The 17,484-nt window shown below is 44.6% G+C and carries 14 protein-coding genes and 1 other RNA gene; 2 read left to right on the top strand and 13 right to left on the bottom strand.

Annotated elements, in window-relative coordinates; translation table 11 throughout:
• Window positions 1-20 precede the first annotated feature (20 nt).
• The 7 genes from NL645_RS06555 to hinT form a co-directional block, all read right to left on the bottom strand.
• Entirely contained in the window at window positions 21-1,310 is a 1,290-nt protein-coding gene (locus tag NL645_RS06555; RefSeq protein ID WP_006742157.1) for an NAD(P)/FAD-dependent oxidoreductase, read from the bottom strand.
• 538 nt (window positions 1,311-1,848) lie between these two features.
• Window positions 1,849-2,388 (bottom strand): alpha/beta hydrolase YcfP, encoded by a 540-nt coding sequence (gene ycfP / locus NL645_RS06550; RefSeq protein WP_012842003.1) that lies wholly within the window; start codon window positions 2,386-2,388, stop codon window positions 1,849-1,851.
• A gap of 75 nt (window positions 2,389-2,463) precedes the next feature.
• Window positions 2,464-3,345, bottom strand: coding sequence for a thiamine kinase (gene thiK / locus NL645_RS06545; RefSeq protein WP_253651448.1), 882 nt, complete (start codon window positions 3,343-3,345; stop codon window positions 2,464-2,466).
• A gap of 24 nt (window positions 3,346-3,369) precedes the next feature.
• Window positions 3,370-3,960 carry a penicillin-binding protein activator LpoB gene (gene lpoB, locus NL645_RS06540; RefSeq protein WP_005378467.1) on the bottom strand — a complete coding sequence of 197 codons (591 nt, stop codon included), beginning with the start codon at window positions 3,958-3,960 and terminating at the stop codon, window positions 3,370-3,372.
• A 66-nt stretch (window positions 3,961-4,026) separates the two neighbouring features.
• A complete protein-coding gene (locus tag NL645_RS06535) occupies window positions 4,027-4,419 on the bottom strand; it encodes a YcfL family protein (protein WP_005390620.1) in 393 nt (130 codons plus the stop codon).
• On the bottom strand, window positions 4,419-5,816 hold the full coding sequence (locus NL645_RS06530; RefSeq protein WP_048626171.1) for a COG3014 family protein: 1,398 nt from the start codon (window positions 5,814-5,816) through the stop codon (window positions 4,419-4,421). The genes NL645_RS06535 and NL645_RS06530 overlap by 1 nt, the downstream gene beginning before the upstream one ends.
• Window positions 5,817-5,887: 71 nt before the next feature.
• On the bottom strand, window positions 5,888-6,238 hold the full coding sequence (gene hinT / locus NL645_RS06525) for a purine nucleoside phosphoramidase (RefSeq protein WP_005390611.1): 351 nt from the start codon (window positions 6,236-6,238) through the stop codon (window positions 5,888-5,890).
• A 267-nt stretch (window positions 6,239-6,505) separates the two neighbouring features.
• Between hinT and NL645_RS06520 the strand changes: the two genes are divergently transcribed.
• Both NL645_RS06520 and NL645_RS06515 read left to right on the top strand, forming a co-directional pair.
• Window positions 6,506-8,497, top strand: a complete 1,992-nt coding sequence (locus tag NL645_RS06520; protein ID WP_005390610.1) for a methyl-accepting chemotaxis protein — start codon at window positions 6,506-6,508, stop codon at window positions 8,495-8,497.
• 163 nt (window positions 8,498-8,660) lie between these two features.
• Window positions 8,661-9,821: a DUF1887 family protein gene (locus tag NL645_RS06515; protein ID WP_005390608.1), complete on the top strand. Its 1,161-nt coding sequence runs from the start codon at window positions 8,661-8,663 to the stop codon at window positions 9,819-9,821.
• A gap of 155 nt (window positions 9,822-9,976) precedes the next feature.
• Here the strand turns inward: NL645_RS06515 and udp are convergent, their stop codons facing one another.
• From udp to NL645_RS06485, 6 genes are all read right to left on the bottom strand, one after another.
• The gene (gene udp / locus NL645_RS06510) at window positions 9,977-10,735 is read right to left on the bottom strand and encodes a uridine phosphorylase (protein ID WP_012842006.1); all 759 of its coding nucleotides are present in this window, start codon (window positions 10,733-10,735) and stop codon (window positions 9,977-9,979) included.
• A gap of 306 nt (window positions 10,736-11,041) precedes the next feature.
• A complete protein-coding gene (locus NL645_RS06505) occupies window positions 11,042-13,348 on the bottom strand; it encodes a zinc/cadmium/mercury/lead-transporting ATPase (RefSeq protein WP_253651447.1) in 2,307 nt (768 codons plus the stop codon).
• A gap of 178 nt (window positions 13,349-13,526) precedes the next feature.
• Window positions 13,527-13,946 (bottom strand): CBS domain-containing protein, encoded by a 420-nt coding sequence (locus NL645_RS06500; RefSeq protein WP_005390603.1) that lies wholly within the window; start codon window positions 13,944-13,946, stop codon window positions 13,527-13,529.
• A 248-nt stretch (window positions 13,947-14,194) separates the two neighbouring features.
• Window positions 14,195-14,929, bottom strand: a complete 735-nt coding sequence (locus NL645_RS06495) for an RNA methyltransferase (RefSeq protein ID WP_048626169.1) — start codon at window positions 14,927-14,929, stop codon at window positions 14,195-14,197.
• Between the two features lie 208 nt (window positions 14,930-15,137).
• Window positions 15,138-15,234: signal recognition particle sRNA small type (gene ffs / locus NL645_RS06490), an RNA gene on the bottom strand.
• Window positions 15,235-15,371: 137 nt separating this feature from the next.
• Complete coding sequence (locus tag NL645_RS06485) at window positions 15,372-17,375, bottom strand: GGDEF domain-containing protein (protein ID WP_253651446.1); 2,004 nt, start codon at window positions 17,373-17,375, stop codon at window positions 15,372-15,374.
• Window positions 17,376-17,484: the final 109 nt, after the last annotated feature.

Genomic DNA, 17,484 nt, shown 5'->3' with positions numbered 1-17,484 from the left:
GTAGATGTGAATTTGGCGTCTTAGTGAAGCTTAAGGTTTGGACGCAGTACTCGGTTGATACGGCCCACGAGCATCATCAGTCCGGTTTTAAATACGCCGTGCAACGCCATCAGGTGCATTCGATATAACGAGATATAAACGACACGTGCAATACGGCCTTCTACCATCATCGACCCTTTGGTTAGGTTGCCCATCAAGCTACCAACGGTAGAGAAACGGCTTAGAGACACCAATGAGCCGTGATCTTTATACACATAGTCTTTCAGCTCTCGTCCATTGATTTTCGCAACGATGTTGCTGAATGCTTGACTTGCCATTTGGTGCGCAGCTTGAGCACGTGGTGGAACAAACGAACCATCAGCCTGAGTACACTGTGCTAAGTCACCAATAACGAAAATGTCATCATCACGCGTCGTTTGTAGTGTATTTTTCACTACCAGCTGGTTGATACGGTTCGTTTCTAAACCGGCGATATCTTTAATAAAATCTGGTGCTTTAATACCCGCAGCCCAAACCATGATTTGTGCCGGGATCTTCTCACCATCTTTCGTGGTGAGGCCATCTTTTTCAGCTTTAGTCACCATGGTTGCCGTGCGTACGTTTACGCCCAACTTCACCAGCTCCTGATGAGCAGCAGCCGAAATACGTGGAGGAAGCGCAGGTAGAATACGCTCACCCGCTTCAATCAGGTTGACGTTCAGCTTGCTAGAGTCAAGATCGCCAAAGCCGTAAGTACGCAGCTCTTTAACGGCATTGTGTAGTTCTGCAGATAGCTCAACGCCAGTTGCACCAGCACCAACAATCGCGATATCCACCGTACCGTTACCGTTTTTCGCGTGCAGTTTTAGGAACTCATTGTTCATTTCTGTGCGGAAACGGTGCGCTTGTTCTGGACTGTCTAGGAAAATACAGTTCTCACGAACGCCAGGAGTGTTGAAGTCGTTTGATGTTGAACCAATCGCCATGACCAGAATGTCGTATTCTAGCTCGCGGCTTGGCATCAGAAGCTCACCATGCTCATCTTTAAGCTCACTTAAGATGATCACTTTACGTTCGCGGTCGATGTCTTGAAGGCTACCCATTTGGAAATCGAAGCTGTGGTTTTTTGCATGAGCTCGATAACTCAGAGCATCCACCCCTTCGTCCAAAGAGCCAGTTGCAACTTCATGCAATAATGGCTTCCATAAGTGGCTCGCTTTACGATCTACTAGCGTAATTTGCGCACGGTTCTTGCGACCTAGAGTTCGGCCAAGCTTAGTTGCCAACTCAAGACCACCAGCACCGCCGCCTACAACGATAATGCGTGTCACAATGATTTTCCTCTACAAAAATGAATATATGGGGTTCAGCTCGACATATGGCTCACAGACATGCTGTGCCGTACATCCAACCGATGAATTCTTGGTTCTTAGAGGTGTCTCAATTTATTTGGATTAAAAACTGCTGCCTAATTTTATTCTTTATCTATCAATAACTTGTTAGGAATCAGCATATTTGTCTGGTACGCATACGACGCCAGAGATTTTTGGGCAAGTTTATTACTCGCTCTCAATTTTTTTTGATATTTATCAAATTATTTTAGTCTGGTTCATTATATAGAGACGTACTTTGAAGGCAACCAAAATCCGTGTGACGAGTACGGATTGACTACTTTTCGACTACTCTACAACAAGGTATTCGTGCCACATAGGATGGAAGTAAGAAAACGGTAAGGAGAACACAATATTCTAAGCGCTAAACCAAGAAAATGAGGCCTTTAAAGAGAAAGTGACTCGGCATACTCACAAGAGGGGGCGCAGCAAAGCAGCCGATAAAAAATGCCGCTTTACTGTTCACACTCAGACACTCTTAAGTATTTTTAAATGCCTTCATCGCTTGTAAATGGTGAGAGATCTTTTTGAACTTGTGGGACTGCGTTTCGTCCCAAATGATTTGATAGTATTTTTCTAACTCAGCTGCAGTTTTCGCATTGTCATGCACTTCATCATCTTTGGATAAAATCACCAAGCAGTGCGCCTGATTTTTCGCTCGGAACTGATCAACACATTTTGTTGCGATATCTTCGTACTCTTCTGGGCGATCGATTCGACCAGCCATCGTTTTTTCTGGGTGCAAGTTCGGGTTAAACATCACTTGTTTGATACCGCATAGAAAACCAATTCGTTCAGACCAATAACCACCTAAACCAACCCCACAGATTAACGGGTTTGGATCATCAGATTGATCGATAACTTTAGACACCTCTTTTAACAAGTGTTGCATGTCGTGCTTTGGGTGAAGGGTGCTGTAATTGATAAAACGAACGTCGTCGTCGATGAATTGCAGTTGAAGAACTTTTTCGTGGTTACCCGGGCTTGTACTGTCAAAGCCGTGTAAGTAAATAATCATGTGTACCTCTCCCTGTGTGTATCTGGTACTTTTATTAAAACTACCACTATTTCCTTACTGTTAAAGGGGAAAATATCACGAGTTCTCAAAACAGTGATCTTCCATACACAATGAGCCTTTCAACTCATGCGCACTGTTTAAGTATTGTTCATCTCCCCACAATTTATAGGCCAGTAGATACCAAAGCATCGCCATCACTAGGGTTCTTGGCTGCCACTCCTGTACACCACTTAACCAAAGAGACGTATCGTCGATACCTCGAATTTGGCAATACTGTTTCACTGCCTCTTCCACAGGCGCATCCGCGACTTGAATAGTCAAGGTCAAATCAAGCCTAGGGTCAGCAATACCAGCATACTCCCAATCAATGACTTTCACCCCACTCTCTCCCCGAACGAGGTTGTAACACCCCAGGTCAAAGTGACAAAGAGCTAGTGGAACCGGCGCTACACTCGGTTCCGTGCGCCACTTCATGTATAGAGCCTCAAATTCCGTATCCGCATACTGACCATCAAGCTCAAGCCAATAATGATCGATGCGAGAAATATAAGAAAATGGAACCAAAGGGAGCGCGCTGATCGGGTGCTGATGAATGGTCGCCGCAATGGATAATAAATCTCTTACTGGTAGCCCTACATCCGAAAGTGCTTGCCCTTCGATCCATTCCACCAGTAAACCTTGCTCGTGGATAAACACTGGCTTAGGACCAATTTCTAATGAAGAGATAGCATTCAGAACTTGATATTCATTGTGGCGAGAAATTGAAAAAGCCTTGCAAACATTACTGGTCGGTCGCCAGATGTATACAAGGTCTTGAGAGGATTCCAACCACCAACAACGGTTGGTTAGCCCCCCGGTAACGGTTTGAACTTTTACCGGAGGCTCAGTAAAGAAGCCATCGAGAGCATTAAGACTCGGATCTAACTGTTTTGCTTGTTGCCAAGAAAACCATGCCATTGATGACTTCTCCATCAGTATCGATTAAAGACCGAATAAGCTCTTCGATTGCGCTTTACGAATTTCCGTTTCATCCGCCCACTCAATCAAACCTGTTTCTAGGTCCATTAGGCGCATGGTCATCTTGTAGTATACATCTTTATCGCTACCTGCATTTTTGACGATGCTAGATAGGTTACCGTAAAGCATGTATTGCGCACCCACCATTTTACCAAATTGGATCGCTGTGCTTTGGTTAACCAGCTCATCCGTGTTTTGGAAGTTAAGCTGTTCACGCACAGACTCAACACGGTCCATATCAACAAAGCGGAACTTACCAGAGTTCAGCATCTTAGTAGAAATAGTGTCGGTAATGGATTCAGTGTCAATGTGTTCACTGGTCTTGTTCTTAATTCGCTCAACAAAAACGATAGGACGTTGATCACGAGTAATTGCTGCTACAGAACCCGACATCATCATGCTATCCACCATTTCAGCCGCGATTTTTTGTAAATCTGTTGAGCCAAAATCGATAGTTGTGGTTTCTGTTGCTTGCGCATCGCCGTAAGAGACTTTGTTAGAACAGCCACCCAAAATGACGGCAAGACCTAAAAGAGCAATAATACTTTTTTTCATGAGAGTTCCTTAGTTTTTCAATACCAGCGCATCGTTAGCGCGGCAGCTTCGGCAAAGCCGTTAAGATTAATTGTCTTGTGCTTCTCTAATTTGAACACGGAATTTGGTGCCATTTGGATTCACAGTAACTTCAGATAACGTGACTTGCTCAAACCCTCGCACAATCATTTTGCGCCATGGACCAGGCTTGGTATTCACTTCTAAACCATTATTGTCATACCAATAGAAGCGGTAAAGAATGTGCTGGTCACCTTTATAGTTACTGCTTAGTTGCACCACTCCACGTGGACGATCATCAACGTAAGTGGTGGTGATGTTGTCAACTAATAAGCGACTACCCAAAACGTTATCATTAAAAAATACTTTTTGCGTTTGACCATCAATTCGAATACCAGCCGTGTTTTCGGCGCATCCAACTAAACCAATAGCCATTGCTAAACAAATAAGCCATGCTTTCATTACAGTCTCCCTAGCTGTTTATGCCACACGGTTGAGTGTGTTCCCTGACGAGATACCCATACCAATGTAGTCTGCTGTGCAGGCACTTCAAACTGATAGGTTTGATCACCCAAGTTTAAACTTTGTGTTCCCGGTTTCACGACTTTTGATGCCGTTTTCACTTGCGCTGGTAATGTTTGCCAACTTCTCGTATCCGGCTGCTCGGTCAATGTGTTCCATACATTGAAAAGTATGTTACCCACATCATCGCCTTTTTTCGCCGCCTCTTTTCGGATTCGATCTTTTGCCCAAACGCGAAGAGCTTGACGGATCACCATTGTAGTCAGACGTTCATTAAGATCGTTTTGTGCCATCGCATTAACATCAGTCAGCGTGCTAGAAGGCAATACCTGACCATTTAAAACCACATCGCTAAAACGTTGAGCACCCCGATTCGGATAATAAGGAAGCGCCAACGAATAAATGGCCCCATTATCGCGACTGTCGTAAATCGGTAGATCAATACGCCAACCTTTCAAAGCCTCCACAACGCCTTGTTCATCAATAACGATGACTCGACCTTGAGACTGAGTTAACCCAGAAGGTGCTTTACCATACCGTTTCTCTAGCATGCGTAAGTCTTCACGCATGCCTAGTTTCTTAGCGGCGTACAACGTGCTTTCAACAACTTGTTTGTTGTCTGGCATCACAGCGAGTGCTCGTCGGTAATCAACATAAGCACTGTTTAAATCTCGTGACGCTTCATATAACAAGCCAGAAAGATAGAACAAATAGCCGTTTTGTACTGCGCTTAGTTTTTTACCAGCATCAGGGTAGCTCGCCAACACACTGCCTAAATTGGCAGACATGCCTTGCTTTTTCAGGTCTTTTTCTGCTGCTTTTAGTTCTTTTTCACGCGCCTTTCTGGCCGCTTCCTGAACTTGATTGGCTCGACGCACTTCAACAAGCGCCCCTTCCAAATCATTTTTCTGTAAATAGTTTAGCCCGAGATAAAGGTGCAGAAAGCCAAGTTCATAATCGGCGGGATGATAATCTTGGAGATTGTCGTTCACTGCGAGAGAGCCGACGCTCGTTGCCGTTTCTGACACAGAAATAGTCGCGCGATCTTGCTGAACACGAACGGCACGATCACCATTTTCCAGCGCTTTCAAACTTGTCGGGTAATCTTCAGCAAGAAAAGAAATACGGCCCTTTTCAAAGTTGCCAAGTATCTCGCCACCCACTTCGCTCGATTGAAGTTGTTTCGCTTTCGCATATTCCCCTGCAACAACGGCTTGATAAACTTCTTGATTCTGGTTGCTGTAGTGACTAAACAGGTTGCCCGCAGACAAATTCGCGCAGCCAGAGGCCATTAAAGCCCAGCTCATCAGCCCTAACAGCTTTACACCTAGTTTCACATTTATCTCCACAAATGTGTCATTCGACAGGAAAAAGAAGTGGGTGAACTGCGCCACCCACTTTTTAAAGCTTAGCTCAATACCATTGGACCTAGAGGACGACCGCCTAATAGGTGCATGTGAATATGGTAAACCTCTTGGCCACCGTGCGGGTTACAATTAACGATCAGGCGATAGCCGTCTTCCGCAATGCCTTCCTCTTTCGCCAGTTTTTTAGCAACAGTGAACAAACGCCCCATCATTGCTTCATCTTCAGCTTCAACATCATTCGTTGTTGGGATCAATTTATTCGGAATAATGAGAATATGGCTCGGTGTGCGCGGGTTAATATCGCGAAACGCAGTCACCAACTCATCTTGATAAAGAATATCGGCAGGGATTTCCTTACGAATAATTTTACTAAAGATCGTTTCTTCCGCCATGAGGACTCCATTTTATAAAGGTAATTAGACCCCGATTAGTATGCGCCAACCAAAAGCGGAGCTCAATAAAAACAGTGTTCACTTAACATTATTAATCAAACGCTAATTAACGAAGCTTTTTTTGTCGTGTGCGTCATAAAATGCGCGTCACAAACTCAATACAATCCAATGAATTTTGTTACTTTTTTAAGACAATTATTATTTTTATACCCAAGTAAGCTCAAAACTCTTGGGTAGCTTGTCTATTTTGGGAGAGGAAGCTCACTTATGCGAGGTTCAGTTATTAAAAGGATGTATGCGGGCTTTGCTCTGATCATCATCCTATTTGCCGTCACAATTGCCATTATGATGGGAGGAATGAGTGATATTCACGGGAAGTTTGGCACCGTGTCTAAATCATCCCTACCACTGGTATCGTTATCTAACCAAACCAGTGTTGAACTGCTTTCTGCCGACAAATCGTTTAAAGATTTTCTGACGACAGAGAATAAACAACGCATGGATGAAATGCGTCAGGAATTTGCTAGATCTCAACAACGTTTCGAATCCACTTTGGCTCAACTGGAAACTGCAAGCCAAATCTACCCCTCTCTTGCCGAACCGTTTTCACAATTAAAAACGTTAGAGCAGAGCTATTTTACTGAAGCTCTTGAAGCCATGGACAACTACGAAGCGATGTTCGCTGCGCAAGAAAAAGTGCAAAAATCGTCACGTCGCTTCCAAAAGCTGAATACCGAGTTGTCGGTCGGCCTTAAAGAATATGTGGCAGATCAAACCAGCATTTCTGTCAAAGTCATGGCGAAGAGTTACTTCATTAAGCTAAAAGATGCCGAAGTTATAACCTCTGATGCCCTCGCCAGCTCTGATCCTGAGTTTGTTACGCAAGCCGTGACCAAAAACCGCAAAGCAGTGACTCATTTGAACTATGCTTTCCGTGGTTTAGTTACTCAATTGCCTGAACTAAAAACAGCGTTTGGTGAGTCGGTAGAACAATTCACACGCGACGTGGGAATGCGTGGAGGGGTGTTAGACCAGCACAATAATTACCTAAATGCTCGTGCAGCGCTATACAACAACATCGCCAACCTAGCGAATAAAGTTGATTCAACCATGGCGATTCTTGAGCAATTTACGACAACCGCAACGGATAAACTTAATGAGTCGTTAGCAGACGCTGGTGACATTTATTCTGCGGGTGTGACGAAAGCCATCATCATTGGCGTTGTTGTCGTGCTACTTGCCACAGCGATTGGCTACCACATCGCGCACAGCGTTCGCGAGCCATTGACTCGTATTCTAAAAGTGCTTGAAAGCCTGACTGAAGGTGACATGACACAACGTATCGATATTCGCTATAACAACGAGTTCAGCCGAGTAAGTGGACACATTAACTCACTCGCCGACAGTCTTCACGAGATCTTAGTGAAACTCAACGAAGCGTCAGAGAACCTATCTTCGACCGCAGCAACAAACGAAAGCACGTCTTCGCAAGCGCAAAGCAAATTAAGTTCACAACGCGAGCAAACAGCAAACGTTGCGACCGCAATGACGGAAATGTCTCACTCAGTGCAAGAAGTCGCTCAAAGTGCACAAGGCTCACTAGAAATGGTGCAGCGTGTCGAATCTGCCTCTGAAGAAGGCAGAAATGTCATGAGCAGCAATATCTCGACCATAAATCAACTGGAAACGCGTTTGAACGAATCCGTTTCCGCTGTCTCTGAATTGCAAAAAATGAGTGGTCAAATTGGTTCTATCCTCGATGTGATTCGCAACATTGCTGAACAAACTAACCTATTGGCATTGAATGCAGCAATTGAAGCGGCTCGCGCTGGCGAGCAAGGTCGCGGCTTTGCGGTAGTGGCCGATGAGGTGCGTGTGCTTGCATCCAGAACCACTCAGTCCACCACTGAAATTGAATCGATGATCAGTAATCTGCAATCCAGCTCTCAGTCAGCAAATCAAGTAATACAAAGCTGTATGAGCGATATGGAGATGTCTGTTGAGCAAGCATCAAAAGCGAACAGCTCAATGGAAGAGATTCAAGCGCTAATCATCGAAATCAGCCAAATGAGTACGCATATTTCGCAAGCGGCAGCAGAGCAAAGTGAAACCTCAGCAGACATTGCACGCAGTATTGAAGATATCAATAGTATCGCCGATGAAAGCTTCCAAGCTATGTCGAGCATCGCACAGACCAGTGAATCCCTGACTCACTTGGCTCATCAACAGAATGAATTGGTTCACCGCTTTAAGTTATAAATAATTTATAAATTTGAGCATTAATCAGTGCAATCAACTGTATAAGGGCGACTTTTTGTTAAGTCGCCCTTGTTTTTTATCAGCCATGTCTACATATGATTAATATGGCCAGCTCATCCCCTTGCACATCTCTTTTCGAGCGGCCTCATAAAAAGGAAAATCTATGGCTGTTCATGTTGGTATTATCGACCAAGACCCAGTGAGATTGGTCACTCCTCTATTAGATAATCGTACGCTAAGCACACATATCGTCTTCATCGGAGACAAGAGCCAGTTAGATATATTTGACCGACTGAGTGCCGTTTTAGAGCAACGAGACATTACTTCCGAATTTTTTGAAATCCCATCCGCCGTCAATACTTCGCTGATCAAACAAGCTATTCAAAAACTGGCAAAAGATCTCCATGAACGCGGCGAAGATGTGAAATTGAACGCCAGTTGCGGTCTTCGTCATCGCTTATTGTCTGTGTACGAGGTTTTCCGTACCTATCGCTGGCCAATTTTTGTGGTTGAGCCAAGTAGCGATAAGCTTTGCTGGTTATACCCAGATGGCAAAGAAGATACTCAAGTCGAAGACCACATTACGATTGCTGACTACCTCACCATCTTCGGCGCACGCGGCGAGTTCCACCACGTTGATTTACCTCCTCTTCTTGATAAAAAACTGTATGAACTTGGTGAACGCTGGGCCTCAAATGCGCTTGAGCTTGGTCCAGGCTTAGCGACTCTTAACTACCTTGCAACCACATGCCGCAAAGAGCAAAAACTTGATGTGGAGCTTTCTGAAAAGCAACAAGGCTACCGTGAGCTCAACATGCTGCTTTCGGACTTAGTGGAAGCGCAAATCGCCACTTATGAGAATGGCGTTCTAACGTTTGCAGATGAAGATGCACGCCGCTTTTCAAACGGTGAATGGTTAGAGACTCTGGTACACAGTACGGTCAAGCAAATTCAAGATACGATGCCGACGATTCAAGATCGCTCTTTGAATGTTCAGGTTTATCGCAAACTTGGTGAAAGTGAAGTACGCAATGAGTTGGATGTTGCAACAGTGGTAAACAACAAGCTCCACATCATTGAGTGTAAAACCAAAGGCATGCGAGATGACGGCGATGACACCTTGTACAAGCTAGAGTCCCTCAGAGATCTGCTAGGTGGTTTACAAGCACGTGCAATGCTGGTGAGCTTCCGACCGCTTCGTCACAATGACATTACTCGTGCAGAAGATTTGGGGCTAGCTCTGATTGGCCCTGATGAGCTTAAAGACTTAAGAACGCACCTAACGGCTTGGTTTAAAGACGCAGGTGGCTCGGACGAGATCTAGTATCAGCGATAAAAGCTAGAATTCAAAATGATCAAAAGCAGCGTTACAGGCTGCTTTTTTCATACCTAATTTTTAAGTGTGGGTTTAGTAGGTAGAAAAAAACCAGAGGCGTGCCTCTGGTTTTTACGTTTGTTTAAAATGCCAATTATCGCGGCTTACAGCATTTTACGCGCTGCTTCTACTACCACCTTAATTGAACGAGCTTCCGTCTCTTTCAGAGTTGAATGATCTGGAATCTCTTTTTGTGTACGGTTGATGATTACACCCGCTACACAACCTGCTTTTAGACCAGAGCTCGCACACATTGTTAGCAATGTTGCAGACTCCATCTCAAAGTTAAGTACGCCCATGTCTTGCCATTCTTGCATAGAACCTTGGAAACGCTTAACAACGCGACCAGAGAACGTGTCGTAGCGCTCTTGACCTGGGTAGAACGTATCACTTGAAGCTGTCACACCCATGTGAACCGCAGCGCCAGACTCTTCTACTGCCGCTTTCATTGCAGTTGCTACTTCAAAGTCAGCAACTGCTGGAAATTCCATTGGCGCAAAGTGCAGGCTCGCACCGTCAAGGCGAACTGACCCCGTCGTTACGATCATGTCACCTACGTTTACATGCGGTTGAATTGCGCCAGTTGTACCAACACGTAGGAAAGTACGAACACCAAGCTGCGCGAGTTCCTCAACTGCGATAGAGGTAGAAGGGCCACCAATACCTGTAGAACAAACCACAACAGGTTTACCGTCTAATTCGGCACGGTATAGCGTGTATTCACGGTGACTTGCTAGAAATACTGGGTTTTCCATTTGTTCTGCGATTTTTTGAACGCGCGCTGGATCACCAGGAATGATGGCTAGAGTCGCACCATTAAGATCAGCTTCAGTAACACCTAAATGAAATACAGCTTGAGACATAAGTCGCTCCTTATTGTGGCTTATTTTATGAACAATAAGCTCATTAATCAGTTATTGGGTACAAATGCACTGTAGCGAACCTTTCACCAACATAGAGTGATCACAATCACAATGAGAGAATGTAATGAAACTATAATTTCACCCAAAACAAGCAATGATCACACTTTTGGGGAGTTTGGCTCATTTTGTTGCATAGCGATGCGTGATTTCAAAAACAAACTAAAACATATTATTAGATTTCGTCGATACGGTTAAAAAAGCCCGAGACACGAATGCCTCGGGCTTTTTATTAGCTAGTTAGGTAGGTCACTTGGCCTGCTTGGACTCAAAACGGAGCAATCTCAACGCATTTAACGTAACCAGTGCAGTTGCGCCGCTGTCGGCTAATACTGCCACCCATAGACCCGTAATGCCCAATAAACTTGTCACCAAGAAAACACCTTTCAAACCAAGCGCTAACGCAACATTCTGACGAATATTACTTAACGTCGCACGCGATAGTTCTATCATGGCAGGTAACTCAATCAGACGATTGTGCGTTAATGCCGCGTCGGCCGTTTCCAGCGCAACATCCGTACCGCCTCCCATCGCAATACCGATACTCGAAGCTTTCATCGCTGGCGCATCATTAATACCATCTCCCACCATTGCAACGGTGTGTTGCTGTGATAGTTTCTCGACGTAATGCACTTTATCTGCTGGTAATAAGCTTGCTTTATAATCCAAGCCTATTCTGGTCGCCATTGCTTCAGCACTTCTCGGGTTGTCACCGGTTAGCATCACCGACGTTATCCCAAGCTCCTTCAACGTAGCGATAGCTTCTTGGGCATCTGGGCGCAATGTATCTTGCCATGCGATCACGCCAATGACCTCGTAATCGTAACGCACAATAACAACCGTTTTACCTTGTTGTTCCAACGTCACCACTCGCTCTTCGGTTTCTTGAGAAAGTGGGAAATCGGCCTTAGAAGGCGTGACTACTTGGACTATTTTCCCATCGACGTAACCTGTGACACCAGAGCCCACTTGCGCGGTTTTATCTAGCGCTTCAGGAATAGGAAGCCCCTGCTGTTGCACTTTATTAACTAAAGAAACCGCGAGAGGATGGCTTGAGCCAACTTCGATTGAGGCTGTCAGGCTAAGTAACTTGTCTTCATCTAGATCAAAAGCAAAGACGTCGGTCACCTGTGGTTTACCTTGCGTCAATGTACCTGTTTTATCAAATGCGACGGACTCAACCTTACCAAGCAACTCAAGCGCCGCACCACCTTTGATTAATGCCCCCCGCTTCGCCGCAGCCGCCAAGCCAGAAGTAATCGCTGCAGGCGTTGAAATAACCAACGCACAAGGACAGGCGATCAGTAACAGGGCAAGTCCTCGATAAATCCACGTTTCCCACGGTTGAGCAAACAACAGTGGTGGCGTGACGATAACCATCAGGGACACCAACATCATCAGCGGCGTATACCAACGGCTGAACTTATCCAGAAAACGTTCTAATGGTGCCTTACGAGATTCTGCTTCTTCAATCAAATGGAGAATTCGGTCAATCGCATTCTCGCCTTGGCGAGAAGTCACCTGTAAACGAACGACTTTATCGACAACTACAGCCCCGGCCATCACTTTGCCACCCGTTTGGTGCTCAACGGGAACGGGTTCTCCCGTTAACGCGCTTTCGTCAAAACTTGCAAGCGCATCTTGCAACACACCATCCGCTGGCAAACGACCACCGGGTGCAACTTCTATAATATCCCCCGGCTTAAGCTGAGCTGCAGGCACCTCTTTACGATCACCATCAATAATTAAAATTGAATTTTCTGGGACTAAGTCCATTAGCGCTTGGACACCACTTCGAGCTCGGGATGATGCATATGCTTCTAACTTTTCACCAATAAGGAAAAGCAATAACACCATTGCCGCTTCAGCGGTTTCACCTAAATATAAAGCGCCGAGCGCTGCCACACTCATTAACGTTTCAATCGCAAAAGGCGTACCGCTACGCGCCAACTTGAACGCTTTGAGCGCAATTGGGTATAAACCCAGTAAACAGGTCAACGTGAATAACCAAGTGCTTATTTGAGGGTCGATCTTAGAAATTATTGCCGCGACAACCATCGCACTAGCAATAGAGATAATTTGAATGTTGTCTTTTACTACCCCACGCCAGCCCTTCGTTGCGGTATTTGGTTTTGGAGCATCGAGTGAAGAAAGCGGAAAACCTGTTTGTTGGGCTGTATGCTCTATCGTAGAGGTCAGCTCGCGATCGTCAAAATCGACAACCAGTTTTTCTGTTGCAAACAAGACTTTTGCTTGGCTAACACCTTCCAAAGACGTAATAGCCTTCTCAAGCTTTTGTGCACATGAAGGGCAATCCATACCTGACACAAGCCACGAGTTTCGAATTGAGGAATCATTCTCCCTTGAGGGCTCTTCTTCCTCACCTGGGTCGGCGCTACAACTCCCTCCGCTGCAACATGAACTTTCAGACACTTCTACGCCAGCTTGAGAAATGTTGAGTGAAGATTTTACTGGTGCGCAGCACGACTCGCTCGCGCCAAGCGGCACCGCAGTTTTGATTTTGCTAGATTGGCAACCTTGATGTTTCGTACACATAATTTATTTTCCTTATTGGTGTAGGCTCTTTGCCTATGACTAAGGATAAACCTTAGAGCTAGCTCCAAGGTCAAGGTGATTTTTTAAAAACTCGTCGATTGAAAATAAAAAAGACGCCGAAGCGTCTTTCCAAATGACTTATTTAAAATCAAGCACCTATGATATTTGATCAAAAAGGTTAAACTGGATGCTTAAAACACTCATTTAAAGTCATCCCGATGGCGCGCAGCACATCTCGCCTAGTGATAACGCCAACCAATTTACCTTTACCGTCAACCACTGGATACATTTTTGGCTTACCAATCTTCATCATGTCAGCCAACTCAATCACTGACATGTCTGGAGACACAGATAAAACATCGTCATGCATACACTCTTGAACGGTATGCGTGTCTTGGCAGTGATAACTCGCTTTCACCAATTTATCTAACAAGTCTTGTTCTGATAAGAATCCAACTACCTTTTCATTCTCATCAATGACGGGGCCACCTAATGTGACGCTTTGCATGACTTTATTCAAAGCAGCCGAAAGTGACATATCTTTAGTGAAGGTCACCGCTTGCAACGTCATGTAATCTTTTACTTTTAATGAATGCATTCTTATCTCCTTAAGGGCATTTTATTGCGGCCTTTAGATAAGTGTCGCCTAATTTCCTGAATTTACTAAATGGAAATGAGTAATTTTATTTATAGGTGCAGCCTATTGATCTGAATCAAAATTAAGTCATCATCGGCATTCACTGTTGTTTAATTGAGTACAACTTGCAAATGGGCTCATTTTTAACAGGTGGTAAATACAACAAAGCCAGTCAAATTGACTGGCTTCATTATTGGCGCATAGTTACATTAACAATGATGTCGACGCATATTGTCTAAAATAATACCGGTTGCCATTGCGACATTCAGCGACTCAGCACCACCAAATGCCGGAATCGTGATCTTATTTGTCACGAGCTTAGCAGCGTCTTCACGTACGCCGTGGGACTCGCTGCCCATCAACAAAATACCTTCAGCAGCGAATTCCGTTTTATGAACGCTCTCCCCTTCCAGAAACGCGCCATAAACTGGCAAATTGGCTTCTTCTAAGTAACTTGGCAAATCCACCAGACTCACTTGTACGCGGCCAAAACTGCCCATGGTCGCGCTGATCGTCTTAGGGTTATACGGATCAGCACAATCTGTACTCGCAATAATGTGCTTGATGCCATACCAGTCTGCGACACGAATAATCGTTCCTAGATTACCTGGGTCAGATACACCATCTAGCGCAATCATCAAGCCTTTTGCTTGAGGCACTTTTACACTCGGGATTTCAACCACGGCAATGGCCGCGTTATTGCTCACGAGAGTGCTCGCTTTGGTCAGGTCGTCAAGCGATGCTTCAATGCAATCAAAACCACTTAGCGCACTAGCGTTTTGTTCGAGAAATGCCTCGGTTGCGAAGACATGCTTCACCTTTAATGAACTGCTTGCCAGCTCTAAAACGTTCTTTTCACCCTGAACTAGGAATAAGCCATGCGCTTTACGCTGTTTCTTTTGACCTAAAGCACGAAGCAGTTTTAATTGGTTTTTTGAAATCATTAAAGTATCCCAGGTGAAAATGGTTATTCGGCGAATGTACTCGAAACAATCTTCACGACAGTTCGGTATCAAGCGCGTGAGATTATAAATTATACCTAAATAACCTCAAGAAACTTGATTCATCAGAAGACTTTGAAGAGCAAACGCAGTAAAAGAGGGTTCAAAAACGAAAAAAGCCCTGCGATATACGCAGGGCTTTTAAAGGGTGGGACCCCAGCCACATCCCGGCACACAAGTCACCCGCTGCGGCTGCTTCCTTCCGGACCTGACCGAGTTCACGAGCTATTGTTGCGAGAGGACCAGAGCCCCATAATTCTTTTCGAGAGGACTTGCCTCAATCGATGGGGCGATTATTCAGTATCAGCCCTCATAATGCAAGAGCAAAAGCCTTGAATTTCGTCATTTCATTACCGTTTGGACAAAACTCGATCAATTCATTCCTCTATGATTGAGCCACGTAACGATGCGAAGAAGGATAACGGCGTGTTGACTGCTTACTTGAATACATATCTTCATCAGCTAAATGCATGGCTTGCTCTAAGCTCATGTGCTGTTCTCTTTTTGCAGAGACACCGATAGAGATACCCACAGACTCTAACTCACTACACAGTTTGCCTTTTACATCAATTCTGCTGAGCTCTTTCATTGCCCTATTTAATTCTGCTTGAGTCGGGTAGCCCAACAAGATGAACTCATCTCCCCCTATCCGGTAACTTTTCCCTGACCATACATAATGAATTTTTAGCGCCAATAATTGCAACACCTCATCACCAGCACGATGACCGTACGTATCATTGATTCGTTTGAAGTGGTTAATATCCAAGTAAAGTATGGATAGCTCTTTGTTTACGCCTTTTCGATGTTTTACCTGCAACGCGCGGCGATTTCTCAACCCCGTTAAATTGTCGGTATTCGATTGACGGTAAAGATAAAGCGAAACGCAAATCGCAAACAACAATACAAAGAAAAACACAGCCTGCGTTTGCGTTGCCAGCCGAACCTCATATTCAAGCGCGGTACGCCAATCTGGGCGCAGATCGTACTGGGCAATGATCTTATCAACTTCCAATATTGCTATCGCTCGACTGAAAAAAGGAGCAAGCATGGCACCTTTCTCGTTCGCCACCAATCCAACAGAAAGTTGTGACTGGTAAAACTCACCAATCGCCGTGTCCTGCTCTATCGGAACCAACTCGCTCAGACGTAAAAAGTGGTTGAGCATCGCGGTATCCATCGGAATATAATCGACCTCTTCATTCAATAAACCCTGAATGAGTTCTTGTTGGGTACGATAACGTTTCAGCTCTTTTAGCGGTAAAAGTTGCGTCATCATTTGGTCGAAAAAGTCGTCCTCAACCACACCAATCCGCTCAGAGATCAACTGTGACACATGAGAGTAAGTGTTCGGCTTGTAACCTAAACGCTTGACCATAACGGATGCTGGTGAGTAATGGGGCTTGGGAAAGTAACTAAATTCATGCCGCTCGCGACTGACCGTTAACGGCGCTAAAATTTCGAAATTCCCCTGCATAAACTCATGATACATGGAACCCCAACTTTCATTTGGCTCACTAATGATCACGCAGTTTAATGCCAAGATTTCACAGCTTCTCAGGACGACATCTGCCGTCATCCCTTCGATACTGCCGTCTTCGTTGTAAACAACATATGGAAAGATAGATTCGAGCTTAATCCGTATAGGCTCACTAAAATCGAGAGGTAATAAGCGAATAGATTCTCGCAATGCCGCTCGCCTTAGTTCAAATTGATACTGGGAGATCTCTTCACGAAGTTGCTTTTGCACTCCTTCCCCATGAATAAACGTAGCGAACGTATCCAACTCTTCGAGATGATGATCTTTTTTACTGATGATCGATACTGGCTTTATCGAAATCTGATCATTCAACATCTTAGCGTCAAAGCCCTCCAGCAGCATCGGCTTAAGCTGATTGATGGCATCGACTACGCCTTCAACAACGCCTGATCTCAGTAACGTTACCGCTTGGTCATGACCTTGATAAGAGACCTGTTTTAGCTCCGGGTAGTATTGTTTAAGTAATTCAGCGTAAACCGTATCTTTAGGGACGCCAACTCGTGAAATGTCACTCAACGTCGAGTCTTTTAAACCAAAAAGGTAGGTATATTCGATATTAGTTGGACGGGAGTAACTAAAGCGTTGAGCACGCTCTTCTGTGTAAGTGATATTCGCAGCAAAGTCCGCTTCCCCATTCGCGACGGAATTTAGAATGGCATCAAAGCTGGAATAGTTCACATATTGAACGGTAAAGCCGAACTCTTTCGATGCAGCATTAAAAAGAACACGGGTGACGACATCATCCGCTTCTGTCGCAACTTTATAATGAGCAATTAAAGGTGATTCAGCTTTTACATTCAAACTCAGTAGGCAACAAGTAAAAAGCAACAGTGTTCGAGCAAAGGTAGTCATGACAAACTTATCTTAAATCAACCACTTATAATGTGGTTATTATTATTGGAAGTTTAGTAAATATGAAATGAAGACCATATACTAATCTTCATTTTGTTCCACAACCAAT

The organism is Vibrio sp. Y51_MX_L26 (assembly GCF_024181935.1).
GTDB classification, from domain to species: Bacteria; Pseudomonadota; Gammaproteobacteria; order Enterobacterales; family Vibrionaceae; genus Vibrio; species Vibrio diabolicus.
The sequence above is the reverse complement of the archived record's forward strand: the minus strand, read 5'-3'. Positions and strand labels throughout refer to the sequence as shown.

Bases quoted from the DNA above. Each gene is read 5' to 3' on its own strand.
- ycfP (WP_012842003.1), bottom strand. From the start codon at position 2,388: ATGATTATTTACTTACACGGCTTTGACAGTACAAGCCCGGGTAACCAC.
- thiK (WP_253651448.1), bottom strand. From the start codon at position 3,345: ATGGCATGGTTTTCTTGGCAACAAGCAAAACAGTTAGATCCGAGTCTT.
- lpoB (WP_005378467.1), bottom strand. From the start codon at position 3,960: ATGAAAAAAAGTATTATTGCTCTTTTAGGTCTTGCCGTCATTTTGGGT.
- NL645_RS06535 (WP_005390620.1), bottom strand. From the start codon at position 4,419: ATGAAAGCATGGCTTATTTGTTTAGCAATGGCTATTGGTTTAGTTGGA.
- hinT (WP_005390611.1), bottom strand. From the start codon at position 6,238: ATGGCGGAAGAAACGATCTTTAGTAAAATTATTCGTAAGGAAATCCCT.
- NL645_RS06520 (WP_005390610.1), top strand. From the start codon at position 6,506: ATGCGAGGTTCAGTTATTAAAAGGATGTATGCGGGCTTTGCTCTGATC.
- udp (WP_012842006.1), bottom strand. From the start codon at position 10,735: ATGTCTCAAGCTGTATTTCATTTAGGTGTTACTGAAGCTGATCTTAAT.
- NL645_RS06485 (WP_253651446.1), bottom strand. From the start codon at position 17,375: ATGACTACCTTTGCTCGAACACTGTTGCTTTTTACTTGTTGCCTACTG.
- NL645_RS06515 (WP_005390608.1), top strand. From the start codon at position 8,661: ATGGCTGTTCATGTTGGTATTATCGACCAAGACCCAGTGAGATTGGTC.
- NL645_RS06495 (WP_048626169.1), bottom strand. From the start codon at position 14,929: ATGATTTCAAAAAACCAATTAAAACTGCTTCGTGCTTTAGGTCAAAAG.
- NL645_RS06500 (WP_005390603.1), bottom strand. From the start codon at position 13,946: ATGCATTCATTAAAAGTAAAAGATTACATGACGTTGCAAGCGGTGACC.
- NL645_RS06505 (WP_253651447.1), bottom strand. From the start codon at position 13,348: ATGTGTACGAAACATCAAGGTTGCCAATCTAGCAAAATCAAAACTGCG.